17 protein-coding genes are annotated in these 24056 nt (G+C 69.9%); 8 read left to right on the top strand and 9 right to left on the bottom strand.

The features are described from left to right. The first annotated feature begins 286 nt into the window (after positions 1–286). The 3 genes from OHU34_RS03205 to OHU34_RS03195 all read left to right on the top strand — a co-directional run bounded on the left by OHU34_RS03205 (position 287) and on the right by OHU34_RS03195 (position 5234). Positions 287–1567 carry a glycoside hydrolase family 16 protein gene (locus tag OHU34_RS03205; protein WP_230193901.1) on the top strand — a complete coding sequence of 427 codons (1281 nt, stop codon included), beginning with the start codon at positions 287–289 and terminating at the stop codon, positions 1565–1567. Continuing rightward, a complete protein-coding gene (locus OHU34_RS03200; RefSeq protein WP_405764517.1) occupies positions 1564–2949 on the top strand; it encodes a ricin-type beta-trefoil lectin domain protein in 1386 nt (461 codons plus the stop codon). Before OHU34_RS03205 ends, OHU34_RS03200 begins: the two co-directional genes overlap by 4 nt. Before the next feature lie 77 nt (positions 2950–3026). Continuing rightward, the gene (locus tag OHU34_RS03195; RefSeq protein ID WP_142267750.1) at positions 3027–5234 is read left to right on the top strand and encodes an RICIN domain-containing protein; all 2208 of its coding nucleotides are present in this window, start codon (positions 3027–3029) and stop codon (positions 5232–5234) included. A gap of 20 nt (positions 5235–5254) precedes the next feature. Here the strand turns inward: OHU34_RS03195 and OHU34_RS03190 are convergent, their stop codons facing one another. The 3 genes from OHU34_RS03190 to OHU34_RS03180 form a co-directional block, all read right to left on the bottom strand. After that, the gene (locus tag OHU34_RS03190; RefSeq protein ID WP_405764514.1) at positions 5255–6145 is read right to left on the bottom strand and encodes a class I SAM-dependent methyltransferase; all 891 of its coding nucleotides are present in this window, start codon (positions 6143–6145) and stop codon (positions 5255–5257) included. Positions 6146–6241: 96 nt separating this feature from the next. Further along, positions 6242–6832, bottom strand: coding sequence for a helix-turn-helix domain-containing protein (locus OHU34_RS03185; protein ID WP_142267752.1), 591 nt, complete (start codon positions 6830–6832; stop codon positions 6242–6244). Between the two features lie 74 nt (positions 6833–6906). Beyond that, the gene (locus tag OHU34_RS03180; protein ID WP_405764511.1) at positions 6907–7752 is read right to left on the bottom strand and encodes an oxidoreductase; all 846 of its coding nucleotides are present in this window, start codon (positions 7750–7752) and stop codon (positions 6907–6909) included. A gap of 106 nt (positions 7753–7858) precedes the next feature. Here OHU34_RS03180 and OHU34_RS03175 point away from each other — a divergent pair, with 106 nt between their 5' ends. Then, positions 7859–8794, top strand: a complete 936-nt coding sequence (locus tag OHU34_RS03175) for a LysR family transcriptional regulator (protein WP_142267754.1) — start codon at positions 7859–7861, stop codon at positions 8792–8794. A gap of 65 nt (positions 8795–8859) precedes the next feature. Here the strand turns inward: OHU34_RS03175 and OHU34_RS03170 are convergent, their stop codons facing one another. The 3 genes from OHU34_RS03170 to mmsA form a co-directional block, all read right to left on the bottom strand. Beyond that, the gene (locus OHU34_RS03170) at positions 8860–9969 is read right to left on the bottom strand and encodes a substrate-binding domain-containing protein (protein WP_405764508.1); all 1110 of its coding nucleotides are present in this window, start codon (positions 9967–9969) and stop codon (positions 8860–8862) included. A gap of 89 nt (positions 9970–10058) precedes the next feature. Next, entirely contained in the window at positions 10059–11357 is a 1299-nt protein-coding gene (gene mmsB / locus OHU34_RS03165) for a multiple monosaccharide ABC transporter permease (protein WP_020126635.1), read from the bottom strand. Further along, positions 11354–12904 (bottom strand): multiple monosaccharide ABC transporter ATP-binding protein, encoded by a 1551-nt coding sequence (gene mmsA / locus OHU34_RS03160; RefSeq protein WP_405764505.1) that lies wholly within the window; start codon positions 12902–12904, stop codon positions 11354–11356. The genes mmsB and mmsA overlap by 4 nt, the downstream gene beginning before the upstream one ends. 208 nt (positions 12905–13112) lie before the next feature. On the opposite strand from mmsA, the gene OHU34_RS03155 reads away from it, so the two are divergent. The 3 genes from OHU34_RS03155 to OHU34_RS03145 all read left to right on the top strand — a co-directional run bounded on the left by OHU34_RS03155 (position 13113) and on the right by OHU34_RS03145 (position 16468). Next, entirely contained in the window at positions 13113–14381 is a 1269-nt protein-coding gene (locus OHU34_RS03155) for an ROK family transcriptional regulator (RefSeq protein ID WP_142267757.1), read from the top strand. 52 nt (positions 14382–14433) lie between these two features. After that, positions 14434–15192, top strand: a complete 759-nt coding sequence (locus OHU34_RS03150) for an IclR family transcriptional regulator (RefSeq protein WP_142267758.1) — start codon at positions 14434–14436, stop codon at positions 15190–15192. 118 nt (positions 15193–15310) lie between these two features. Beyond that, positions 15311–16468, top strand: coding sequence for a PP2C family protein-serine/threonine phosphatase (locus OHU34_RS03145; protein WP_405764501.1), 1158 nt, complete (start codon positions 15311–15313; stop codon positions 16466–16468). A gap of 45 nt (positions 16469–16513) precedes the next feature. On the opposite strand, the gene OHU34_RS03140 is transcribed toward OHU34_RS03145, so the two are convergent. The 3 genes from OHU34_RS03140 to OHU34_RS03130 all read right to left on the bottom strand — a co-directional run bounded on the left by OHU34_RS03140 (position 16514) and on the right by OHU34_RS03130 (position 22497). Further along, positions 16514–18007: a family 43 glycosylhydrolase gene (locus tag OHU34_RS03140; RefSeq protein WP_142267759.1), complete on the bottom strand. Its 1494-nt coding sequence runs from the start codon at positions 18005–18007 to the stop codon at positions 16514–16516. Next, the gene (locus OHU34_RS03135; protein ID WP_405764499.1) at positions 18004–21255 is read right to left on the bottom strand and encodes a discoidin domain-containing protein; all 3252 of its coding nucleotides are present in this window, start codon (positions 21253–21255) and stop codon (positions 18004–18006) included. The genes OHU34_RS03140 and OHU34_RS03135 overlap by 4 nt, the downstream gene beginning before the upstream one ends. A 213-nt stretch (positions 21256–21468) precedes the next feature. Continuing rightward, complete coding sequence (locus OHU34_RS03130) at positions 21469–22497, bottom strand: LacI family DNA-binding transcriptional regulator (RefSeq protein WP_142267761.1); 1029 nt, start codon at positions 22495–22497, stop codon at positions 21469–21471. Positions 22498–22714: 217 nt separating this feature from the next. Between OHU34_RS03130 and OHU34_RS03125 the strand changes: the two genes are divergently transcribed. Continuing rightward, positions 22715–24031 carry a sugar ABC transporter substrate-binding protein gene (locus OHU34_RS03125; RefSeq protein WP_230193894.1) on the top strand — a complete coding sequence of 439 codons (1317 nt, stop codon included), beginning with the start codon at positions 22715–22717 and terminating at the stop codon, positions 24029–24031. Positions 24032–24056: the final 25 nt, after the last annotated feature.

Raw genomic sequence — 24056 nt, 5'->3', positions numbered from 1 at the left:
GCGGCGGACCGCCCCCTCCGTGACATCCGGCTCCGGAGACCCCTCTCCCGAATCCGGGCCTCCGGAGCCGGGCCCCCGCGAATCCGGGCCCCGCGAATCTGGTCCAGACCAAACTCTTGACAGGGTTATTGCTCACTTCTTAAATCACGTAGTGAACTAAGCCCCTGTCGGGGCCGGTTCGTATCCCCCCACCCATTCGGCGCGGTCAGCGGTGAGCCGTCCGGCCGCGCCCGCGGATGTCATGACCATGTCGTGACGGTCCGTCATGTGCCAGGAAGGGAGAGCCATGACCTCTCCGCGCCTGCCCCGGCGCCTGCTGTTGTCGCTGGCCTCGCTCCTCGCCTTCGCGTCGCTGTCCACCGGACCGGCGCTGGGCGTGTCTCCATCCGCGGAGGACTCTTCCGCACGCGCTGTCGCGGCACCCCGGGCGGCCGCCGTCACGTTCTCCGAGGAGTTCGACGGGCCCGCCGGTTCTGCCGTGGACGGCTCCCGATGGCAGATCGAGACCGGTGACAACGTCAACAACCACGAGCGGCAGTACTACACCGCGGGCAACCGCAACGCCGCTCTGGACGGCCAGGGCCATCTGGTGATCACCGCACGCCGGGAGAACCCGGGCAACTACCCGTGCTGGTACGGCCGGTGTGAGTACACCTCCGCCCGGCTGAACACGGCCGGCCGGTTCACCACGACGTACGGCCGGGTCGAGGCCCGGATGAAGGTCCCGCGCGGGCAGGGCATGTGGCCCGCGTTCTGGATGCTCGGCAACGACATCGGCCAGGTCGGCTGGCCCGCCTCGGGCGAGATCGACGTCATGGAGAACGTGGGCTTCGAGCCGGCCACCGTCCACGGCACCCTGCACGGCCCGGGATACTCCGGCTCCGGTGGCATCGGCGCCGGGTACACCCTGCCCGGCGGACAGGCCTTCGCCGACGCCTATCACACCTTCGCCGTCGACTGGAGCCCGAACGCGATCACCTGGTCCGTCGACGGCACCGTCTACCAGCGGCGCACCCCGGCCGACCTCGGCGGACGGCAGTGGGTCTTCGACAAGCCCTTCTTCCTGATCCTCAATCTCGCGGTCGGCGGCTACTGGCCCGGAGACCCCGACGGCAGCACGGTCTTCCCCCAGCAACTCCTGGTCGACTACGTCCGGGTGAGCACCGACACCGCCCAGCCGGGCGGCAGCGGCCCCATCACGGGCCTCGCCGGCAAGTGCGTGGACGTGGCCGGGGCCAACAGCGCCAACGGCACGGCCGTGCAGCTGTACGACTGCAACGGCACCGCCGCCCAGCAGTGGTCCGTGGGCGCCGACGGCACGATCCGTGCGCTCGGCAAGTGCCTGGACGTCGCCTCCGGCGGCACCGCGGACGGCACGCCCGTCCAGCTCTGGGACTGCAACGGCTCCGCGGCCCAGCAATGGGCCGTCCCCGCCGCCCGCGACATCGTCAACCCGCAGGCGAACAAGTGCCTGGACGCCGCGGGCGGCAGCTCCGCCAACGGCACCCGGCTCCAGATCTGGACCTGTACCGGTGCCTCTCAGCAGAAGTGGACGGTGACCCGATGACCCGGAGGTTCCCGCACCGGCGAGCGGTACGCGGCGCGCTGGGCGCGGCGGCCGTGGCCGCCCTGCTCACCGGCCTGAACGGCACACCGGCGAGCGGTGCCGCGGCGGCCGCCGGGCAGATCACCGGGATCGGCGGCAAGTGCGTCGACATCGCGGGTGCCGCCACGGCCAACGGCACGGCCGTGCAGCTGTACGACTGCAACGGCAGCGCGGCCCAGCAGTGGACGGTGAGCGAAGACGGCACGATCCGTGCGCTCGGCAAGTGCCTGGACGTGACCTCGGGCGGTACCGCCGACGGGACCCGGACCCAGCTGTGGGACTGCAACGGCAGCGCGGCCCAGCGGTGGACCGTCACCGCCGCCCGCGACATCGTCAACCCGCAGGCGAACAAGTGCCTGGACGCGACCGGCAACAGCTCCGCCAACGGCACCCGGCTCCAGATCTGGTCCTGCACCGGATCGGCCAACCAGAAGTGGACGGCGCCCGGCGGCGGAGAGCCGGCGCCCGGCCCGGGAGCCATGGCCGTCGCGCCGTACCTCTACAACGGGTGGGGCAGCCCGCCCAGTCCCACCACCGTGATGAGCGCGACCGGCGTCAAGTGGTTCACGCTCGCCTTCGTCCTCAGCAACGGCTACTGCAACCCGCAGTGGGACGGCAGCCGCCCGCTGACCGGCGGAGTCGACCAGCAGACCGTCACCACCGTCCGGGGGGCCGGCGGTGACGTGATCCCGTCCTTCGGCGGCTGGAGCGGCAACAAGCTGGAGAGCTCCTGCGGCAGCGCGGGCGAACTGGCCGCCGCGTACCAGAAGGTCATCAACGCCTACGGGCTCAAGGCGATCGACATCGACATCGAGGCGGCGGCCTACGACAGCCCGACCGTGCAGCAGCGCACCGTCGACGCGCTGAAGACCATCAAGGCCAACAACCCCGGCATCAAGGTGTACATCACCTTCGGCACCGGACAGAACGGCCCCGACAGCAGCCTGATCGGCAGGGCCGCCGCCTCCGGACTCACCGTCGACAGCTGGACGATCATGCCGTTCAACTTCGGCGGCGCGGGCCAGAACATGGGCCAGCTCACCGTCCGGGCCGCCGAGGGACTCAAGACCGCGGTGAAGAACGCCTACGGCTACTCGGACGACCAGGCCTACCGGCGCACCGGCATCTCCTCGATGAACGGCGTCACCGACAACGGCGAGACGGTGACCGTCGCCGACTTCCGCACCATCCTGGCGTACGCCCAGCAGCGCCACCTGGCCCGGCTGACCTTCTGGTCGGTCAACCGCGACCGGCCCTGCACCGGCGGCGGCGCCGACACCTGCTCGGGCATCGCCCAGCAGCCCTGGGACTTCACCCGGGTCTTCGCGCAGTACGCCGGCTGACCCGCCCGCGCCCCGCCGTCCCGTCCCTGCCTTTCCCCGATCCCCACTCACGCCGTCCCGGCGGCACAGGAGAAGACGTGCTCCGCATCCCCCGACCATCCCTCGCCGGCCCCTGGGTCGCGGCTTCCGTGGCCGCGGCCACGGCGGTCTCGCTCTTCACCGGCGTCCAGCCCGCCCGGGCCGCGGCCGACGCGGCCGCCGCTCTGCCCACCGGCTGGTCCACCGTGGTGAACTCCGGCAGCGGCAAATGCCTGGACGCCCGGGCGGCCGCATCCGTGAACGGCACCGCCGTGCAGCAGTACGCGTGCAACAACAGCACCGCCCAGCAGTGGAGTTTCACCGCGACCACCGACGGCTTCGTGCGGATCGGCAACCGCGACGACGCCCAGCAGGTCGTGGACGTGAGCGACGTGTCCACCGCCGACAACGCGGCCGTGCACCTGTGGACGTACGGCGGCGGCGCCAACCAGCAGTGGCAGGCCGTCGACGAGGGCGGCGGCGCCTACCACTTCGTCAACCGCAACAGCGGCAAGTGCCTCGACGTCCCGTCCGCCTCGACGGCCGACAGCGTCCAACTGGTGCAGTACACCTGCAACGGCACGGCCGCCCAGCGCTTCCAGGTCGCGCCGGTGAGCACCGCCCCGGGTGACGTCGACCTCGGCCCCAACGTCGTCCTCTTCGACCCGTCGATGCCGTCGTCCACGATCCAGAGCCGGCTGAACTCGATCTTCCGGCAGCAGGAGACGAACCAGTTCGGCTCCCAGCGCTACGCGGTCATGTTCAAGCCCGGCACGTACAGCAACGACGTCAACGTCGGCTTCTACACCCAGGTACTGGGGCTCGGTCAGTCGCCCGACTCGGTCACGATCAACGGCGCCGTGCATGTGGAGGCCGACTGGTTCCCGCCGCAGAACGCCACCCAGAATTTCTGGCGCGGCGCGGAGAACCTGTCGGTCAACCCGACCGGCGGTACCGACCGGTGGGCGGTCTCCCAGGCGTCCGGCTACCGCCGTATGCACGTCCGCGGCAACCTGGAGCTGAGCGACGGCGGTTGGTCCAGCGGCGGTTTCATGGCCGACAGCAAGATCGACGGCCAGGTGCGGTCCGGCACCCAGCAGCAGTGGCTGACCCGTAACTCCCAACTCGGCAGCTGGACCGGCTCCAACTGGAACATGGTCTTCGTCGGCAGCCAGGGCGTGCCCGGCAACAGCTTCCCCAACCCGCCCTACACCACGGTCAATCAGACTCCCACCGTGCGCGAGAAGCCCTTCCTGTACGTGGACGCGGCCGGCGCCTACCAGGTGTTCGTCCCGTCCCTGCGGGCCAACTCCTCGGCCACCACCTGGGCGAGCGGGACCGCCGCCGGCAGCTCGCTCGGCATCGACCAGTTCTTCGTCGTCAAGCCGGGCGCGACCGCCGCACAGATCAACACCGCCCTCGCCGAGGGCAAGAACCTGCTGGTCACCCCCGGTGTCTACCACCTGAACGAGACCCTGCGGGTGACCCGCCCCAACACCGTCGTGCTCGGTCTCGGCCTCGCCACCTTCGTCCCGGACAACGGCGTCACCGCCATGACCGTCGCCGACGTCGACGGGGTGAAGGTCGCAGGCGTCCTCTTCGACGCCGGCACCACCAACTCGCAGACCCTCATGGAGATCGGCCCGGCCGGCGCCGCCGCCGACCACACCGCGAACCCCACCTCCCTGCACGACGTCTACTTCCGGGTCGGCGGGGCCGCCGTGGGCAAGGCGACCACCAGCCTCGTCGTCAACAGCGACGACGTCATCGGCGACCACATGTGGATCTGGCGCGGTGACCACGGCACCGGCATCGGCTGGAACACCAACACGGCGGACACCGGACTCGTCGTCAACGGCGACGACGTCACCATGTACGGCCTGTTCGTCGAGCACTACCAGAAGCACCAGACCCTCTGGAACGGCAACGGCGGCCGGACGTACTTCTACCAGAACGAGATGCCCTACGACCCGCCCAACCAGGCCGCCTGGATGAACGGCACCACCCAGGGCTACGCCGCCTACAAGGTCGCGAACTCCGTCACCAGCCATCAGGCCTACGGGCTCGGCAGCTACTGCTACTTCAATGTGAACCCGGGCGTCACCGCCGAGCACGCCTTCGAGGTGCCGGCCGATCCGAACGTGCGCTTCCAGAACATGGTGACGGTCTCGCTCGGCGGCACCGGAACCATCCGGCACGTCATCAACGACCGGGGCGGACCGTCCAACTCCACCACCAATGTGGCCAACCTGGTGAACTACCCGTGAGGTGACCTGCCCACGGGCCGTCAGGTGCGGCGTGCGGCCCACACCGTTCGTTCGGTGCGCACGCCGAGGTCGGGGTGGTGCACGATGCCGTGCGGGCCGTCGGTGTCGAGCAGCCGGTCGAAAGCCGTCAGGTCCTCGGCCGTCAGGACGGAGGCGACGCCGGCCCGCATGCGGCGCAGACTGCTGAGGGCATAGCGGCCGACCGCGTCGGTGTGCGTCGGGCCGATGTCGACGGTGACGGTGCGTTCGCCCTCGACGGTGAAGCCGGCCTTCGCCAGCCCGGTTCCCCAGTCGGCGCCGCGGTGGGAGAGGTGCTCGGCGTGCCGGCGGTCGAGTGCGGCATGACAGCGCTCCTCGAGACCGGGAGCGTCCTGCGGGGCGCTCTCGGGCAGGAACCGGGGGAAGCCGGCCAGCTCGACGACGGCGAACAGTCCGCCCGGTGCCAGCAGGTCGTGGACCTGGCGCAGGGCGCGGTCGGGGTCGGCCATGTGGTGCAGGGAGGCCGATGCCCAGACCAGTTCCGGCGCGCCGAGTTCGGGCCATGCCGTCGCGTCGAGGTCGGCCCGCACGAGGCGCACGCGGTCGGCCGCCCCGGCCGCGACGGCCTTCTCCCGCAGGCGGTCCAGGTGGGCGTCCGAGACGTCGACGGCCGTCACCTCGGCCTCGGGAAAGCGTTCGAGCAGAGCGAGGGTGCCGGCTCCGGTCCCGCAGCCCAGGTCCACGATGCGGGAGGGGCCGCTCCCGACGGGCAGCCAGGCGGTGATGGACGCGATGTGTTCGGCGAGCACTTCCGCGTCCAGGTCGAGGATCTCCGACTGGTCGCCTGCCTCATGGTCGTGTTCGTTCACACGCTCCTGCTCGTGAGGACGGTGTGCGGCGGGGTGCGTCGTGTGCGGGGAGGGGTGGTTCATGCGCTCACGCTAAGCGGGCCGACGGCGGGATGCGGCGCCCGTTGCGGAATGCGCAAGGCGATGGCCCGCTGGATTGCGTGACACGCAAAAGGCCGGTCACGGTGACGGGCGTTTCGCCTTTCCGGCGTCCTCGCCGCGCTGGTGGCCGCGGCGGGCGTCGCGGTCGAAGATGCCCAGGAGCTCGCACGGCCCGCCCTCGGCGCCGATGGCGTGCGGGAGCATCGTGGGGAACTCCGCCGCCTGGTTGGTCTCGATCCGGAAGCGCCGGTTGCCCAGCAGCAGGATCGCGGTGCCGGAGAGGACGACGAGCCATTCGCGGCCCGGGTGGGCGCGCATGCGCGAGGGGTTGTCGGGCGGCGGGTCCGTCATGCGCTGACGCACGACGGTCACGCCGGGTTCCGCCTTGACGAGCCAGCGCATCCCGTGGGCCGCGTCGACGATCGGGTTGGAGACGACGTCGTCCGCGGCGGTCTCGACCAGTTGGTCGAGGGAGGTCTCCAGGGCGCGGGCGAGGGTCACGAGCTGGTCCAGGGCCAGGCGGCGCCTGCCGTTCTCGATGCGGCTGAGCGTGGACTGGCTGACCTGGGCGCGGGCCGCCAGCTCTTCCAGGGACCAGCCCTGCGCCAAACGCAGCGCGCGGATGCGTTTGCGTACCAGGCTCTCCAGCTCACCGGATTCTTGCGTCATGAGCAACAGCGTATGCCCCCACGGCAAGAAGATCCGGTCCGCACGGCGTGCCGCCGGGCCCGCCGGTCGCGCCTTCACTCCGTGTCGAAGTCCGTGCCCCGGGAGACCTTCTCCCACTCGGTGAGCTCGGCCCGTACGGAGTCCAGGTGCCCGATCAGGAAGTCGACCGCGTCACCGCCGAGGGCGAGGCGCAGGGGGGTGTTCTCGGCGTCCAGAGCCAGCAGGATCGCCGCCGCGGCCTTCGCCGGGTCGCCGGGCTGATCGCCGTTGCCGCCCTCCACCAACTGCCGGGTCGCGCCGACCTTCTCCGCGTACGCCGGGTTCTCCTCGGAGAAGTACGCCGCACCCTTGCCGAACAGGTTGGTACGGAACGCGCCGGGCTCCACGATCAGCACCTTGATGCCGAACGGCGCCACCTCGTCGGCCAGGCCCTCCGACAGCTGCTCCAGCGCCGCCTTGGTCGCGCTGTACGCGGAGAACCCGGCGAAGGACAGCTGACCGCCGAAGCTGCTGATGTTCACGACCGATCCACTGCCCCGCTCCCTCATCTGCGGCAGCAGTGCCCGGGTCAGCCGCGCCGGGCCGAACACGTGCAGCTCGAACAGGTCGCGCAGCTCCCGGTCGGTGGTCTCCTCGAACGCCCCGACCTGGGTGCGGCCGGCGCTGTTCACCACCACGTCCACCCTGCCGTAACGGGCCAGGACGTCGGCGGCCACCGCGTCGACGCGCTCGCCGTCGGTGACGTCCATGCTGATCGCCTCCGCGCGGTCCGGGTGCGCAGCGACCAGGTCGTCCAGCGCCTCGATCCGGCGGGCCGTGCCGATCACCGTGTCACCCGCGGCGACCGCGGCCTGCGCGATGGCCCGCCCGAAACCGCTGCTCGCGCCGGTGACCAGCCAGACCTTGGCCTTCTCGCTCATCTTCGTCTCCCTCGTCGGCTGCCGTTCGGGGCTCCCCGTCCGACGCCTCCCATCCTTCGCCGGACACCGGGGCGGCGTCCAAGACCCCTTGTGATAGCCATGGGTTATGGACATCCACGGACGCGATCTGCGCTACTTCACCGCGGTGGCCGAGGAGTTGAGCTTCACCCGCGCCGCCGAGCGGCTGTTCGTCTCCCAGCCCGCGCTGAGCAAACAGATACGGATGCTGGAGAAGCAGCTGGGCGTGGTCCTGTTCGAACGGGACCGGCGGACGGTGCGGTTGACCGCGGTGGGGGAGGCCCTGCTGCCGCACGCCCACGAGGTGCTGGCCGCCTGGCATGCCGCGGAGGCGGCTGTGCGGGAGGCGGAGACCGCCGAGCGGAGCACTCTGGTGATCGGCATGTCCACCAGCCCGGGCCGTGGCCTGCTGCCCGCCCTGCGGACCCGCCTCGTCTCCCGCTGTCCGCAGGCGCGGCCGGTCCTGCGTCAGGTCAACTGGGCCGATCCCAGTGCCGGGTTGGCGGACGGATCCAGCGACGTCGCCTTCGTCTGGCTGCCGCTGCCGGACGAGGACCGTTACCGGTATGCGGTGGTGTCCCGCGAGCCCCGCCTGGTGGCGCTGCCGGAGGGGCACCCCTTGGCGGCGCGGGCCGCCTCCGACCCCGAGGGGCAGGTGGACTTCGCCGACCTGGTGGAGGAGCCCTTCCTCGCCCTTCCCGCTGAGGCCGGCCCGTTGCGCGACTACTGGCTCGCCCTCGACGCCAGGGAAGGGCGCCCGCCGCGGATCGGCGGGGTGGTGGCCAGCGCCGAGGAGACCCACGAGGCGGTGTCCGGCGGTCAGGGGATCGCGCTGCTGGCCACCGGGAACGCTCCGCTGGTCGTCCGGGACAAGGTGATCGCCGTGCCGGTCCGGGGCATCTCCCCGTCCCGGCTGGCCGTGGCCGCCGCCCGGGACGACAGACGGCCCCTGGTGCTCGCCTACCTGGCCGCCGCGAGCGAGGTGGGAGTCACCACCTGCCGCGGCCCGGTCCCTGGAGCATGACCGCCTTCGCCCGCCCCGGGGAGTCTTTCGGGGCGGGCGAAGGCGGTGGTCGGTGCTACTCCGTACTACTTGGTGAGCGCTGCCAGCTTGGGGTCGTTCGCGTAGGCCTCGGCCGCGTTCTCCTTGGTCACGATGACCGGCGGCAGGAGGAAGGACGGGACGACCTTCTTGCCGTTGTCGTAGGACTTGGTGTCGTTGATGGTCGGCTTGTCGCCCTTCTGGAGGGCCTTGACCATGTTGACGGTCTCCGCGACGAGCTTGCGGGTGTCCTTGTTGATGGTCGAGTACTGCTCACCGGCCATGATCGACTTCACCGACTCGACCTCGGAGTCCTGACCGGTGACGACCGGAACCGGCTTGCCGGCGCCCTTGACCGAGGTGAGGATCGCGCGGGCGAGGGTGTCGTTGGGGGACAGGACGCCGTCGAGGGTCTTCTTGCCGCCGTAGGCCGAGGTCAGCAGCGAGTCCATGCGCTGCTGGGCGTTCTCGGCCTTCCAGCCCTGGGTCGCGGTCTGCTTGATGTCGGTCTGCCCCGAGCCGACAACGATGTCGCCCTTGTCGATCAAGGGCTTCAGCACCTCCATCGCACCGTCGAAGAAGACCTTGGAGTTGTTGTCGTCCGGCGAGCCGGAGAACAGCTCGATCGTCCAGGGACCCTTCGGCTTCTTCGCCTTCATGCCGTCGACCAGGGCCCGCCCCTGGAGCTGGCCGACCTTGAAGTTGTCGAAGGCGATGTAGTAGTCGACGTCGGGCGTGTTCGTGATGAGCCGGTCGTAGGCGATGACGGTGGCGCCCTCGTCCTTGGCCTGCTTCACCTGGGTCGCGAGCTGCGAGGCGTCGGTCGCGCCGATGACGATGACCTTCGCGCCCTTGGTGACCATGGAGGAGATCTGGGCCTGCTGGTCGGCGACGGTCGTCGAGGCGCCCGCGTACTGGACGTCGGCCTTGAAGCCGGAGTCCTTCAGGCCGTCGGTGAACAGGTCGCCGGCGAGCACCCAGTTCTCCGAGGTCTTGGCGGGCAGGGCGACGCCGATCAGCGAGTCCTTCGCGAAGCCCTTGCCGTCGGCGCTGTCGCTGCCGGTGGAGCCCTCGCGTTCGTTGGAGCAGGCCGTGCCCAGGGTGAGCAGGGCGGCGGCGCCGACGGCGGCGATGCTTCTGATGACGAGTGTGCGCATGGTGGAGTTGGCCCCTTCGTACGGTGTGCTGATTGCGGGAGTGCGGTGTGCCGTCGAGCGCGGCGGGGGAGGAGGCGCGGGCTCTGCGGTCAGCCCGCGATCCCGGCCTTGTCGACGTCGGAGTTCGGGGCCGCCGGTGGAGCCGGTGCCGCCGGGTCGTCCCGCCGGAACGGGCGTGTCAGTGCGCCGATGACCGAGAAGCGTCCCTGGCTCTTGTTGTAGACGTCGAAGGCGACGGCGAGCAGCAGGACCAGGCCCTTGATGATCTGGACCATGTCGGATCCGACGCCCTCCAGTTGGAGGCCGTTGTTGAGCAGTGCCATGACCAGGCCGCCGACGATCGAGCCGCTGACGGTGCCCAGGCCGCCGGAGACCGCCGCGCCGCCGATGAACACGGCCGCGATGGCGTCCAGTTCCCAGCTCAGACCGTCCTGCGGTCCGGAGGCCGAGGAACGGGCGACGAAGATCATGCCGGCCAGCGCGGCCAGCACCGACATGTTCATCATGACGAGGAAGTTGACCCGCTTGAGCTTCACACCGGACAGTTCCGCGGCGCGCGCGTTGCCGCCGACGGCGTAGATGTGCCGGCCGCCTATGGTGTTGCGGGTGTAGTGCGAGTACGCGAGGACCAGAACGATCAGGATGATGCCGGAGATCGGCAGGCTGGTGCCGATCCGGCCGCCGGCGAAGCGGAGCGTCGCGAAGACGATCACGCCGAACATGACGGCCAGGCGGATGCCCGTGACCCACAGCGGTGCCAGGTCGGCCTTCATCTCGCGACGGGTCCGGCGTGCCTGCCACTCGCGCCACAGCACGCCCGCGCAGGCGGCCACGCCGAGGAGCAGCGTCAGGTTGTTGTACCCGGTGTCCGGCCCGACCTCGGGCAGGAAGCCCGCGCCGATCTTGCGGAAGCCCTCGGGCACCGGAACCGTGTCGGCGTTGCCGATGTACTGGTTGCCGCCGCGGAACAGCAGCATCCCGGCGAGGGTCACGATGAAGGCCGGCACGCCGATGTAGGCCACCCAGAAGCCCTGCCAGGCACCGATCGCGGCACCCACGAGCAGGCCGAGCGCGATGCCGAGGGGCCACGGCAGGTCGTACTCCTGCATCGCCTTGGCGACGACGATGCCGGTGAACGCGGCGACCGAGCCGACCGACAGGTCGATGTGCCCGGCCACGATCACCATCAGCATGCCGATGGCCAGGATCAGGATGTAGGAGTACTGGCTGACGACCGCGATGAGGTTGCCGGACGTGAGCGTCAGGCCGTCGGTCCAGATCTGGAACAGCAGGACGATCGCCACCAGGGTGGAGATCATGCCGAACTGGCGGGCGTTGGAGGTCGTTCCTCCGAAGAGGTTCTTCTGAAGGTCGGTTATACGGCTCATGGAGTGGGGCTCTTCTTGGTAGCGGTCATCTGCTTCATCAGGAGTTCCGGATCGGCGTCGCCACGCGCCACATCGCCGGTGATGGTGCCCTCGAACACCGTGTAGATGCGGTCGCACAGGCCGATCAGCTCGGGCAGCTCGGAGGAGATGACGACGACCCCCTTGCCCTGGGCGACGAGCCGCTGGATGATCCCGTAGATCTCGAACTTGGCGCCCACGTCGATGCCGCGGGTCGGTTCGTCGAGGATCAGCAGGTCGGGGTCGGTGAACATCCACTTCGCCAGCACGACCTTCTGCTGGTTGCCGCCGGAGAGCTTGACGACACCCTCGTCGACGCTGGGGGTCTTGATCCGCAGGCTCTGGCGGTACTCCTCGGCGATCCGGTGTTCGCGCACCGGGTCGATGACGCGCCGCCGGGCGATCTTCGACAGCTTCGCGGCCACCATCGAGGTCTTGATGTCGTCCAGCAGGTTGAGGCCGATCGACTTGCGGTCCTCGCTGACGTAGGCCAGTCCGTGCCGGATGGCGTCCGACACGGTCTTCAGCCGGACTTCCTCGCCGTCCTTGAAGACCCGCCCCGACAGCCAGGTGCCGTAGGACCGGCCGAAGAGGCTCATCGCGAGTTCGGTGCGGCCCGCGCCCATGAGTCCCGCGAAGCCGACGATCTCCCCGCGGCGGACGTGGAACGTCGAGCCCTTGCACACCATCCGATCGTCCGAACTGGGGTGGCGTACCGTCCAGTCGCGGACCTCGAAGAAGATCTCGCCGATGTCGGGCGTGCGGTCGGGGAATCGGCTGTCGAGCTCCCGGCCGACCATGCCCCGCACGATGCGGTCCTCGTTGACCCCGTCGGCCTGCACGTCGAGGCTCTCGATGGTGCGGCCGTCGCGCAGGATCGTGATGGTGTCGGCGACCGCCTCGATCTCGTTCAGCTTGTGCGAGATGATGATCGAGGTGATGCCCCGCTCGCGGAAGCCGCGCAGCAGGTCGAGCAGGTGCTGCGAGTCGTGCTCGTTGAGGGCCGCGGTCGGCTCGTCGAGGATCAGCAGCTTCACGTCCTTCGCGAACGCCTTGGCGATCTCCACGAGTTGCTGCTTGCCGACACCGATGTCCTTGATCAGGGTGTCGGGGTCCTCCCGGAGTCCCACCCGCGCCATCAGCTCCAGGGCGCGGCGTTGGGCCGTCTTCCAGTCGATCGCGCCGCGGCGGCGCGGTTCGTTCCCGAGGAAGAGGTTCTCGGTGATCGACATACCGGGCACCAGGGCCAGTTCCTGGTGGATGATCACGATGCCGGCCTGCTCGCTGGCCCGGATGTCGTGGAACCGGACCTGCTCGCCGCGGTAGACGATGTCGCCGGTGTAGCTGCCGTGCGGATGCACCCCGCTGAGGACCTTCATGAGGGTGGACTTGCCGGCGCCGTTCTCGCCGCAGATCGCGTGGATCTCGCCCTCCCGCACGACGAGGCTGACGTCGGCGAGCGCGGTGACGCCGGGGAAGGTCTTGGTGATCGACCGCATCTCCAGCAGGGTCGGGGCGGTGGGCGTCATGAGTGGTGCTCCCCACCGCCGGGAACGCGCGTCGGCGCACCCGAGCCTTCGGGCCTGCGGCATTGCATGGACATCAACTTGCCTCCGATGGCACTGCCCTGTGCCTTCGTGTCCGAGATTTCGTGTGCCGGACACTAAATCCATTTGTTTTACTAAGTCAATGGGCTGCGAGGGATAGGTTGTAGGGGTAAACGAGAGAGGACCGTGCGTGCGGCAGGCAGGAACGAACCTTCCCAAGGTCGGGCGATACAACCGGGCCGTCGTCCTGGACCAGATCCAGCTCGCCGACGGCATCAGCCGGGTCGAGATCGCCCAGCACACGGGCCTCACCCCGCAGACGGTCTCGGGCATCGTGCGGCGTCTGCTCGACGAGGGCATCGTGCGGGAGGACGGCGCGAGCAGAGTGTCCAGCGGCGGGAAGCCCCGCACGACCCTGCGCATCAACGCAGAGGCGGGCAGCGCGGTCGGCCTCCACTTCGATCCCGTGGAGCTCAGCTGCACCGTGGTCGACCTGCTCGGCCGGCCACTGGTCGTCAAGAAGCGCCCCACGGATCCCCGCACCGACCCGGCCCAGGTCGTCGAGGACATGGCGGAACTGGTCGCCGACGTGCTGGCCGAGACGGGCGTCGACCGCGGCAAGGTCCTCGGCCTCGGCCTCGCCACTCCCGGGCCGATCGACCTGGAGGCGGGCACGATCGTCGGAGCGCCCCAGCTGGCCCGCTGGACGCGGGTCCCGGTGCAGCACATGCTGAGCGAGGCGACCGGTCTGCCGGTGACCCTCGACAACGACGCCACCGCCGCCGCGGTCGGCGAACGCTGGTCGGGCAAGGGCAGGGGTGTGGCGGACTTCGCCTACTTCTTCTTCGGCACCGGCGTCGGCGGCGGGCTCATCCTCAACCACCAGGTGTACCGCGGCGGTTCGCTCAACGCGGGCGAGTTCGGGCACTCCTCGGTGCTGCCCGAAGGGCCGGAGTGCTACTGCGGCAACCGGGGCTGCCTCGAGCGGCTCGTGAACCCCACGGCGATCGTCGCCGAGGTGCACCGCAGACTCGCCGCGGAACCGCATCCGGACAGTGCGCTGGCGCGGGTGTTCGCCGAGCGTCCCGAGGCGGTCGACCACGCCGCCATCGGGGTGGCCGCGGCGGCCGGCGACCCGGTCGCGGCGGCGGTCATCGACGAGACCGCGGAACACGTCGCCTCGGTCGCGGTCGACATCGCGAACTTCATCGACGTGGACCTGATCGTCCTCGGCGGCCACGGCATCCAGCACGTCGAGTCGCGCTACGTCGAGGTCGTCGCCGCCGCGCTGGCCAGCCGGCCGTTGTCCCGGCACGTCCGGGTCGTCGACGTCGAGGCCTCCTGGCTCGGCACGGACGCGGCGGTGGTGGGCAGCGCGGCACTCGTCCTGCACGCCACGTACTCCCCGCAGCTGTCGGCCCTGCTGGGCACGGCCGCGGCCCCCGGCGGGATGCCCTAGCAGGGGCCCCGCGCGCCTTGCCCGAGCCGGGTGTCTGGCGCAGGCTGGTCCTATGGGTGCGCAGGACGGCCCCACGCTCATCACCTCCGTGCAGCGGGCCTTCCGCTTGCTGGAGGCGGCGAGCGCGCACGAGAACGGCGCGCCGGCGAAACAGCTGGCGCGCGAGACGGCGCTGCCCCTGGCCACCGCCTACCACCTGCTGCGGACCCTCGTGAACGACGGCTACCTGCGCAAACTCCCGGACGGCGGGTTCATCCTGGGGGACCGGCTCCAGACGCTGCACACGGCGGGCCGCGGTCAGGCGCTGCTGAGCAGGGTCCGGCCCGCCCTCGCCGCACTGCGGGACGAGCTCGCCACCGCCGCCTACCTCACCTTCTACGAGGAGGGCGAGATCCGCGTGGCCGAGATCGTCGACGGTCCCAGGGCACCCCGGGTGGACCTGTGGGTCGGTTTCGAGGACGCGGGACACGCCACCGCGCTCGGCAAGTCGGTGCTGCGGGAACTGGACGAGGAGGCCCGCAGGGAGTACCTCTCCCGCCACCACCTCGCCGATCTCACGCCCAGGACCATCACCAGCGCCCCCGAGCTGCTCCGGCAACTGGACTCCTCGCCCGTGGCCCCGGCCGTCACGGACCTGGAGGAGTACGCCCTCGGCACGGTCTGTGTCGCGGTGCCCGTCTACAGCGGTGACACCCTCGGCTCGCTCGGCGTCTCGCTGCCGGTCGACCGGCTGTCAAGACTCGAACAGGTGCGGGCCCGGCTGCTCCCGACCGCGAGCCGCGTGACCAGGGGTCTTTCGCTCACCAGATGATCGTTCACTATCTGAAAATCTGATCCTTGTGAGGAGTCGGGTCGAACCCGTTTCCTAGATGAAACGGACATTTCCGAAGTTCCCCGGCGCCCACACAGACGAGGATTACGGACGAAGCATGGGTCATGAGCGCAACCACGGCGGCGATCACTGCCCGACACGGCTGTTGAATTCGTTCAGACACCGGGTGGCAGGGCCCCTGCTGCCGGTCCTGGTCCTCCTGGTCATCATGCTCGTCGGCCTCTTCGGTGACGCGGGGATGATCTGGCTGCCCATGCTGTCGGCAGGGCCCGCGCTGGCCGCCACGACCAACGGGCCGCGCGGTGTCCTCTGCGTCGGCCTGCTCGCCGCCGTGGTCGGCGCGACGCTCGGCGCCCGGGCCGGTGCTCCCGGCCGCGAGGTGGCCGCCGTACTGGCCGCCCTGGTGGCCGTCACCCTGGCGAGTGGCCTGGCCAGCGCGCTGCGCGGGCGCCGTGAGCGGGTACTCGCGGACGTCCGGTCGGTCGCGGAGGCAGCCCAGCACGCGCTGCTCAGGCCGGTACCGGCGACCGTCGGTCCGTTCGAGGTCGCCGTCCGTTACAGCGCCGCGGCCGCGGAGGCCCGGATCGGCGGCGATCTCTACGCGCTGGTCCCCACCCCTTACGGCGTAAGGATGATCGTCGGTGATGTGCGGGGCAAGGGACTGCCCGCCGTGGGGACCGCCGCGCTCGTCCTCGGTGTCTTCCGGGAGGCCGCCTACGACGAACCCGATCTCCTCGCCGTCGTCGACAGGATCGAGCGGAGCCTCGCCCGCAACCTCGGTACCGACGACTTCGTCACCGCCGTGGTCGCCGGATACCCGCGATCCGGCGAGCTGGAGATGGTGAACTGCGGACACGCGCCACCGCTGCTGGTCGGCGCCCGCCGAAGCGTCGTGGCGGTGGAGCCCACGCAGCCCGCCCCGCCCCTCGGGCTGCGCGGCCTGACCGACCAGACCCCGAGTCTGCAGGTGCTCCCCTTCGCCGACGGTGACCAACTGCTGCTCTACACGGACGGGGTCATCGAGGCCCGGGACCGCGACCGGGAGTTCTACCCGCTCGTCGAGGGTCTCGAGCACCACCTCTGCGACGATCCGACGCGCACGGTCGGCGCGATCCACGACGAACTGCTGGAGCACGTCGGCGGACGACTGCACGACGACGCGGCGCTGCTGCTGATCCGCAAGCCGGCCGTCGCCGCCACCTCGATCCCCCAACCGGCCCTTGCGGATCAGCTGTTGGGGGACCAGGCGGTGTGAGCCGTGACGCTTCCCGCCCACCGCGCCGACGGATGACGGGTCCGGCTACTCGCCCGAGGGGGCGGTGAGGGTGACGCCGAGGGCCACCGGGGTGCCGAAGTTCGGCGTGCCGTCGGTGTTCCAGGTGAACTTCTGCGCCCTGGTCGTCCGGTTCATGTCGCAGCCGCCGCCCGTGGAGTTGTTGGCGTGGTAGACGATCCAGTCCTCGGTCCCGTCGGGCGACTTGAAGAAGCCGTTGTGGCCGGGACCGTAGACGCCGCTTGCGTCGGACCGCTGGAAGACCGGGTTCGGCGACTTGACCCACGACGAGGAGCTGAGCGGGTCACCGCCGTCGTAGGTGAGCATCCCGAGCTTGTAGTCGGGCGTGGAGCAGTGGCTGGCGGAGTAGACGATGTACGTCCTGCCGTCCCGCTGGAGCACCTCGGCGCCCTCGTTGACCGCGCCGCCCACCGTCTCCCAGCCGTAGGTCGGCGTGGACAGCACACGGCGGGTGCCGCTCGCGGTCCACGGGTTCGACAGCGGCCGGATGAACATCGGCTGCGAGCCGTTGTAGAAGGTGCCCAACAGGTAGAGCCGACCGTTGAGTTGCAGGATCCCCGGATCCAGTTCCCAGGTGTTGTCCTGGGTCGGGTCGAGCAGGTCGGCCTTGAAGCTGTACGGCCCCATCGGGTCGAGGCCCGCGCTCTCGAGCACGTGGATGCGCTGGGTGCCGAGGTCGTAGGGCTCGCGGCCGGCCGTGTAGTAGAAGTACCACCGCCTGCCGTTCGGGCCGTCGAGCAGATGGAACTCCGGCGCCCACATCGTGCCCGCCCCGTTGGGCCGGGTGAGGTTGAAGATCACCTGTTCGGTGGCGGTGGCGAGCCCGGCCAGGGTGCTCGCCCTGCGCATGGTGACCGTCGAGTTCCAGGTGGTCGTGGCGAGGTAGTAGGAGCCGTCGTAGTACGTGAGCCAGGGGTCGGGGCCGTGCTGGGACAGGGGGTTGGTGAACGTGTGCGGACCGGTGCCGCCGCCGGTGAAGCCGGGCAGTCGCCACACCCTGCCGTTCGCGGCGGCGCACGGCAGCTGCACCAGAACGGTGCCGGACGCCGAGGACCCGCCGCTGGGCGTGACGCACTTGCCCGAGCTCACGGAGACCAGGTTGAAGGTCTTGTCGGTGCCGCCGACCGACACCGGGACGAGCCGCCACCGCTGATTCGTCCCGCCGTGGCAGGGCCACTGGACGATCGCCGCGTTGTCCGCCGTGGACGCCCCGTGGACGTCGACGCACCGGCCGGACCCGGTGGTGATCGTGTACGTGTCGCTCGTCCCGGAGACCAGGGTGTGGGCGAAGTTCTGGTTCGCGCCGGAGTCGCAGGCGAAGGCGCGCAGTTGTGTCCCGCTGGTCGTCGAACTGCTTGGTAGGTCGAGGCAGTTGCCGCCGTTCTGGTTCACCCCCGTCGAGGTGAACGCGACGGCGGCGGAGGCGGGCGGCGCCACGAGGAAGGCGACCGCCAGGGTCAGCAGGGCGATGAGCGCGGCCAGGCATCTGGAACGGGTCACGGTCCGTACACCTTTGCTTCGAGGAGGCCGACGGAGTTGGTGCCGTTGCCGGTGAGCAGCACCCGCAGCCGGGTGGTGCTCGTGGCGGTGAAGGCGACGGTGTTGTACTGGTTCTCGGCCAGCGGGTAGCCGCCGGTTCCGGGCAGGTCGACGTAGGCGCTGCCGTTCCAGTACTGGAGCTTCCACGCGGCCGGCATGTCGATGCCCTGGTCGTCGTCGAAGAAGTACACCTCCGCCCTGTTCAGGGTCCTGGCCGACGGCCAGGTCAGTTCCGCCCACTGCTGGCCGGTCTCCGGCCAGGTCCCCCAGCGAGGGTTCGCCGTGTCGTTGGACGACGGCGGGTCGATGCCGTCGTTGACGGCGGTGACGGCCTCCCAGGGGGAGGTGTACGACGCGGACGGTGTCGCGGACGTCGCCAGGTTGGCCGGTGGCTGCACACCGCCCCGGTGGTACACCTTGACCTCGGTGAGTCCCGTCTTGGCGCCGGAGGCGTTGGTGGCCAGGACCCGTACGCGTTGGGCGGTGATCGCCGGGAACCGTACGAGGTTGTAGTTGCCGCGTGGTACCGCCGGGCTCCTGGTCTGGCCGGGCGCGTTCACCCATGAACTGCCGTCGTGGTACTGGACGGTGTACGCGGACGGCGCCCGGTAGGTCGTACTGGCCGGGCGGCTGTCCTTGAAGTACAGCCGCAACTCGTCGAGCGTGCGGGCGGTGCCGAAGTTCAGCTCGTACCAGTCCTGGCTGTTGGCGGACCCCCCGGCGCCCCAGAAGGGCTCGTTGGTGGGGTAGCCGTCGATCGCGCCGGCGGTGCTGCTGCCGGATCCGGTGGCGGAGGCGGACACGGTCGCCCCGGCGGCGAGGTTGGTGAGGTCGGCGGTCAGGTCGACGCCCGCCTTGGCGAGCATGTCGACCATCCGGGGGCTGTTCTGCACGACCTGGTTCGGGGCCTTGAGTCCCGCGACGGCCGTGTGGTGGGTGACCGTGCCGCTCGTGGTCACGTTCCCGGTGGCGGGGTCCCAGGTGAAGGGCACCAGCGAACCGACCGTCGCGGCCCGGCTGCCGTTGATGAAGATCGAGTAGCCCTCGGGGACGCCGGGGTAGCGCACCACGCCGTCGGCCGGGTCGTCCCAGACGACGGTCAGGTCGGCGCCCCGGTAACGGAGGTTGTCGACGGTGAAGTGGCTCCAGCCGATGTCGATCGGGGACAGCTCGACCTTCGCGTCGTTGCGCGGCCGCAGCCCGGCGACGTCCTCGATCACCGTCCAGTTGCTGCTGCCCAGGATGTTGTGGTGGATCCAGGACCGGTAGTCGATCCCGGTGCCGTTCCAGTCGGCCCAGAACTCGTTCGCGTCCGGCCACTGGGTGTTGCCGCCGATGTACTGCGCCCAGGTGTTCCAGTAGAGCAGCTTCTTGTAGTCGGTCGCGTTCATCCAGGAGTTGGGGTAGTTGCGCAGCACGGAGGAGTAGAGCCGGAACTGCACGGTCGAGTTGATGGTGGAGAAGTTGTTGGAGCCGGGGTTCCCGGCGTCGGCCGCCGCCTTCTTGTCCACCTGGTTGGCCGTGTAGAAGGGGAAGACAGGGTACTGGGCCGGGTCGTCGTACAGGCGCAGGGCCTGCTTGTACGTGGCGGTGTCGGGGACCGCTCCGACCGCGAACGGGTAGTAGTTGTTGATCTCCTTCCAGGGCACCCACTCGTTCGTCGACTTGAGCCGGTGTTCGAACAGCTGCCGGTTCGGGTTCCACAGGACGTTGACGATGGCGTCCTTGATCTGTGTCGCGAGGGTGCGCATCTCGGTGGCCTTGGCCGTGTTGCCGACCGCCTCGTAGGCCTGGGCGGCGGCGAGCGCGCCGCTGTACTGGTAGGCGGACTCGGCGCGGTCCATGTTCCCGGGCTTCCAGTGGAAGGAGACGGCGTCGGCGTCGTTGCCCGTCAGAGCGCCCCAGTCGTACTCGATGAGCTTGTTGTTGTCGTGGTCGTAGTAGGAGAGCTGTCCCTTGACGTCTCCCTCCGCGTAGCGCGCGAGGTTGCCGGCGATCGCCGGTTGCCCGCCGTGGATCTGGTAGCTCTTCCAGGCCGCCTCGGCGATGTACTGGGTGTAGCTGTTGGACCAGTTCTCCGGGTCACCGGGGTTGTCCAGGAAGCGGCCGCCCTTGGAGGTCTGGCCGGCGCTGAGCCAGTCCCCGTAGGCGTAGGCCGGGTTGCGCAGGTACTTGAGGTCGTCGATGTGCATGGGCTGGGTGAGCGCGATCGCGTTGTTGTAGCCCAGGACGCCTTCGGTCGAGGTCGGGAACTGGAAGGTCTGCCCGGGGATGTCGGCGTCGAGGTTGTTGAAGCGCATCAGCCACCAGCGGTAGTAGACGTTCTTCTTGATCGCGGGCTCGGGCACGTCGATGTAGGGCACGTTCTGCGCCCACCACAGGTTGTACGCCTTGACGTGGGTGGCGAAGGCGGTGGTGTCGGAGTAGCCCGCGTAGGCGTGGTACTCGGTGAGCGACTCGGGAATCTCGTCGGTGACGAAGCCCATCACCACCTTGGCGGTCACCGTGGCTCCGGCGCCGACGGTCACGGACCGGTTCAGGCCGCCGCCGGACACGCTGAAACCGTCGCCGGTGAGTCGCGGCCGGATGGTGGTGAGGTTGTTGTAGGCGTTCACCTGCCCGGTCAGCTCGCTGCCGGTACCCGTGGTGGCGATCGGTGAAGTCGCCCGTAACTGGAGGGTGGTGGAGCCGGTGCCGTTGTTCCTGATCGACAGGTTGGTCACGGCGACGTTGTTCTCGGTGAGGAACTTGGTCTGGGTGACGGTGATCGAGCCGCTGGTGTGCACGCTCTTCCAGTGGCTCGGCACCTGCCGGCGCTGGGCGACCTGTTCGGTGAAGGTGCCCGGGCTGATCGCGACGGTGTAGGCGTTGTTGTCGTTGACGCTCTCCCAGTAGGCGACATGACCGCCGAAGCCCAGGACCGCCGGGTTGTGGGTCTTCATGAAGACCGCCCGGCCCCGGCTCATCAGCCAGGGCCCGGCCGGGTCGTCGCCGGTGCGGGCCAGCAGACGGTCCATCCAGAAATCGGTTCCCGAACTCTCCGCGTCGTAGATGCTCCGCATCATGTCGCCCGGTGCGTAGGCGACGGGCGGAGCCGGGATCGCGGGCCCGCTGAAGGAGGGGAACCCGATCGTCTGCGCGGCGGCGGCCGGGGTCACGGAACAGACGGAACAGAGGATGAGCACGAGTGCGACGAGCAGGCGCTTCATGAGGTGCTCCCTGTCAGGGTGACGGCGAGCGGGCAATGGCATGTGCCTGACGTGCGGAACGGAAACTGACCTAAAAGGTTTTCGCAACGTAGGAGCGACCTGATGGCGTGTCAAGAGAGGTCGCTGCGGACCGGATCGGACCGGGAACGCAGGCGGAGGGGTTGCAGGAGGTCGGGGCGGGGTGAGGCCCGGGAGATCGGGGCGGCGGGAGGTTCAGGACAGGGGTGCTGTCGACCCCCTGATCACCACGCGGCAGCGGACGGTCTCCACGCCCGAGCGCCGCACCCCGCCGATCGCGTCGAACAGGGCGTGCGCCGCCGCGCGGCCGACCTGCTCCAGGTTCATGTCGACGCTGGTCAGCGGCGGCCGCGAGGCGGCGGTCAGAACCTGCCAGTTGTCGAAACCCATGACCGCCACGTCCTCCGGCACCCGATGGCCCCGCTCGCGCAGGACGTCCATGACGCCACGGGCGATCTGGTCGCTGCCGCACAGCACGGCGTCGAGATCCGGATGCCGGTCGAGCAGCAGCGCGGTGGCCGCCCGCCCCCAGCCCTCCGACCACGCCCCGAACCGCGGTTCGCCGACCGGGGCGAGACCGGCGTCGGCCAGCGCGGCCCGGGCGCCCTCGGCCCGCTCCTGCGCCGCGAGGTACCCGGGGTCTCCGGTGATGTGCGCGATCCGGGTGCGGCCGCAGGCCAGCAGGTGCTCGACCGCGATCCGGCCGGCGTCGACGCTGTCGGGCACGATGGACAGATCGGCCGGATCGTCCGACGGCGCGTAGGCGTAGACGACGGGCACGGGCAGCTCACGCCCCAAGGAGGGCCGGGGGTCGGTCCGGCTGCCCACCACGATGAGACCGTCGACGCGGCGTCCCAGCAGCGCGCGGACATGGTGCTGCTCGCGGATCGCGTCACCACGGGCGTCGCACAGGAACACCGCGACCTCGCCGGCCCCGAAGGCGTCCTCGGCACCCATGAGGATCGGGATGCTGAACCGGCCCTCCAGGTCGCTGGTCAGCAGTCCGACCGTGCCCGACCGTCCGACGAGCAGCCCGCGGGCCAGTTGGTTCGGCCGGAAGGCCAGTCGTTCGGCCGCTTCGATCACCCGCTGCCGTGTCTCCGCGCGCACCTGGGTGCGGCCGTTGAGGGCCTTGGACGCGGTGGCGATGGACACTCCGGCCAGCCGGGCGACATCGCTGAGCGTGGCGGGCTGCGAACGAGAGGGGCCGACGGCCGGTGTCATGGAGGTTCTCCTGTCTCGCGGCGCGTGCGTAAACCGTACGCGAGATGTTTCGGCCGGGGTGCCCGCAGGAGGCTTTCACAGCTTTCGGCACCACCCGGGTAGGCGGCCCGTACAACCGCTCCCTGCAAGGGGATTGACGGGTCGTGAGCCGGGTTCTAGATTTCAGAAAGCCTTTTCGGCTTCTTTCCGTCGCAGAACCCGTCCAAGGGGGATCGTCATGGGGAGCACGACCGGACCACGTGGACCCGTCCGCCGGCTCACCACCGGCGTCGTCGCGCTCCTCGCCGCGGCGAGCCTGGTCACGGCCTGCGGGTCGGGGGACGGCGCCTCGGACGGCGGGGGAGGGGGCGGGGCAGCGGACGCCAAGGGCGTCGACGACGGCACCACACTGACGATGTGGACGCGTGCGGCCACCCGCCCGCAGAGCGAGGCGCTGGTCGAGGCGTACAACGCGGCCCACAAGAACAAGATCAAGCTCACCGTCGTCCCCACCGACGACTACCAGGCCAAGGTCGGCGCGGCGGCCGGCTCCCGGGACCTCCCCGACCTCTTCGCCTCCGACGTGGTGTTCGTGCCGAACTACACCACCAGCGGCCTCTTCGCCGACCTCACCGAGCGCGTCGACGCCCTGCCCTTCGCCGCCGACCTGGCCCGCTCGCACATCAAGGCGGGCACCCACGAGGGCAAGAAGTACGTCGTGCCGCACACCCTCGACCTGTCGGTGCTCTTCTACAACAAGGATCTCTACCGCAAGGCGAAGCTCGACCCGGCCGAACCGCCCACCACGCTGAGCGAGTGGGACCGGCAGGCGCGGGCCGTCGACGCGCTGGGCGGCGGCGTGGACGGCACCTTCTTCGGCGGCAACTGCGGTGGCTGCGGTGTCTTCACCTGGTGGCCGTCCATCTGGGCCGGGGGAGAGGAGGTCCTGAACAAGGAAGGAACCGAGGCGAACCTCGACTCCGCGACCGCGAAGAAGGTCTACGACACCTACCGGGGCTGGGTGAAGGACGACATCGTCGCCCCCGGCGCACGCGACGAGACCGGCACCACCTGGACCGGCGTCTTCCCGAAGGGAAAGGTCGGCGTCATGCCCATGCCGTCGACCACGCTGGGCCTGATGCCCAAGAACCTGGACCTCGGTGTCGCACCCATCCCCGGACCCGACGGCGGCAGCTCCACCTTCGTCGGCGGTGACGCCATCGGCATCTCCGCCACCAGCGGGTCGGCCGACCAGGCCTGGAACTTCCTCGCCTGGTCACTGGGCGACGAAGCGCAGGTCGACGTGGTCGCCGCACACAAGGACGTCGTGGCCCGCACCGACCTCGCCTCCAACAAGTACTCCGCCGCGGACCCGCGCCTCGTCGCCATCAACAAGCTCGTGGCGAACGGCCGCACCCCGTACGCCCTGAAGTTCGGCCAGACCTTCAACGACCCCAACGGGCCCTGGCTGTCCCTGATGCGCGACGCCGTCTTCGGCGACGGAACGTCCGTCGACCAGGACAACGAGGCGGTCACCGCCTCACTGGCCGACTGAACGGCACGGCACCGCACGCACCGCA

Source organism: Streptomyces sp. NBC_00080 (genome assembly GCF_045041255.1).
Taxonomy (GTDB): domain Bacteria; phylum Actinomycetota; class Actinomycetes; order Streptomycetales; family Streptomycetaceae; genus Streptomyces; species Streptomyces coriariae.
This window is presented reverse-complemented; position numbering and strand designations above follow the sequence as displayed.

Bases quoted from the DNA above. Each gene is read 5' to 3' on its own strand.
- OHU34_RS03205 (WP_230193901.1), top strand. From the start codon at position 287: ATGACCTCTCCGCGCCTGCCCCGGCGCCTGCTGTTGTCGCTGGCCTCG.
- OHU34_RS03200 (WP_405764517.1), top strand. From the start codon at position 1,564: ATGACCCGGAGGTTCCCGCACCGGCGAGCGGTACGCGGCGCGCTGGGC.
- OHU34_RS03190 (WP_405764514.1), bottom strand. From the start codon at position 6,145: ATGAACCACCCCTCCCCGCACACGACGCACCCCGCCGCACACCGTCCT.
- OHU34_RS03185 (WP_142267752.1), bottom strand. From the start codon at position 6,832: ATGACGCAAGAATCCGGTGAGCTGGAGAGCCTGGTACGCAAACGCATC.
- OHU34_RS03180 (WP_405764511.1), bottom strand. From the start codon at position 7,752: ATGAGCGAGAAGGCCAAGGTCTGGCTGGTCACCGGCGCGAGCAGCGGT.
- OHU34_RS03175 (WP_142267754.1), top strand. From the start codon at position 7,859: ATGGACATCCACGGACGCGATCTGCGCTACTTCACCGCGGTGGCCGAG.
- OHU34_RS03170 (WP_405764508.1), bottom strand. From the start codon at position 9,969: ATGCGCACACTCGTCATCAGAAGCATCGCCGCCGTCGGCGCCGCCGCC.
- mmsB (WP_020126635.1), bottom strand. From the start codon at position 11,357: ATGAGCCGTATAACCGACCTTCAGAAGAACCTCTTCGGAGGAACGACC.
- mmsA (WP_405764505.1), bottom strand. From the start codon at position 12,904: ATGACGCCCACCGCCCCGACCCTGCTGGAGATGCGGTCGATCACCAAG.
- OHU34_RS03150 (WP_142267758.1), top strand. From the start codon at position 14,434: ATGGGTGCGCAGGACGGCCCCACGCTCATCACCTCCGTGCAGCGGGCC.
- OHU34_RS03145 (WP_405764501.1), top strand. From the start codon at position 15,311: ATGGGTCATGAGCGCAACCACGGCGGCGATCACTGCCCGACACGGCTG.
- OHU34_RS03135 (WP_405764499.1), bottom strand. From the start codon at position 21,255: ATGAAGCGCCTGCTCGTCGCACTCGTGCTCATCCTCTGTTCCGTCTGT.
- OHU34_RS03130 (WP_142267761.1), bottom strand. From the start codon at position 22,497: ATGACACCGGCCGTCGGCCCCTCTCGTTCGCAGCCCGCCACGCTCAGC.
- OHU34_RS03125 (WP_230193894.1), top strand. From the start codon at position 22,715: ATGGGGAGCACGACCGGACCACGTGGACCCGTCCGCCGGCTCACCACC.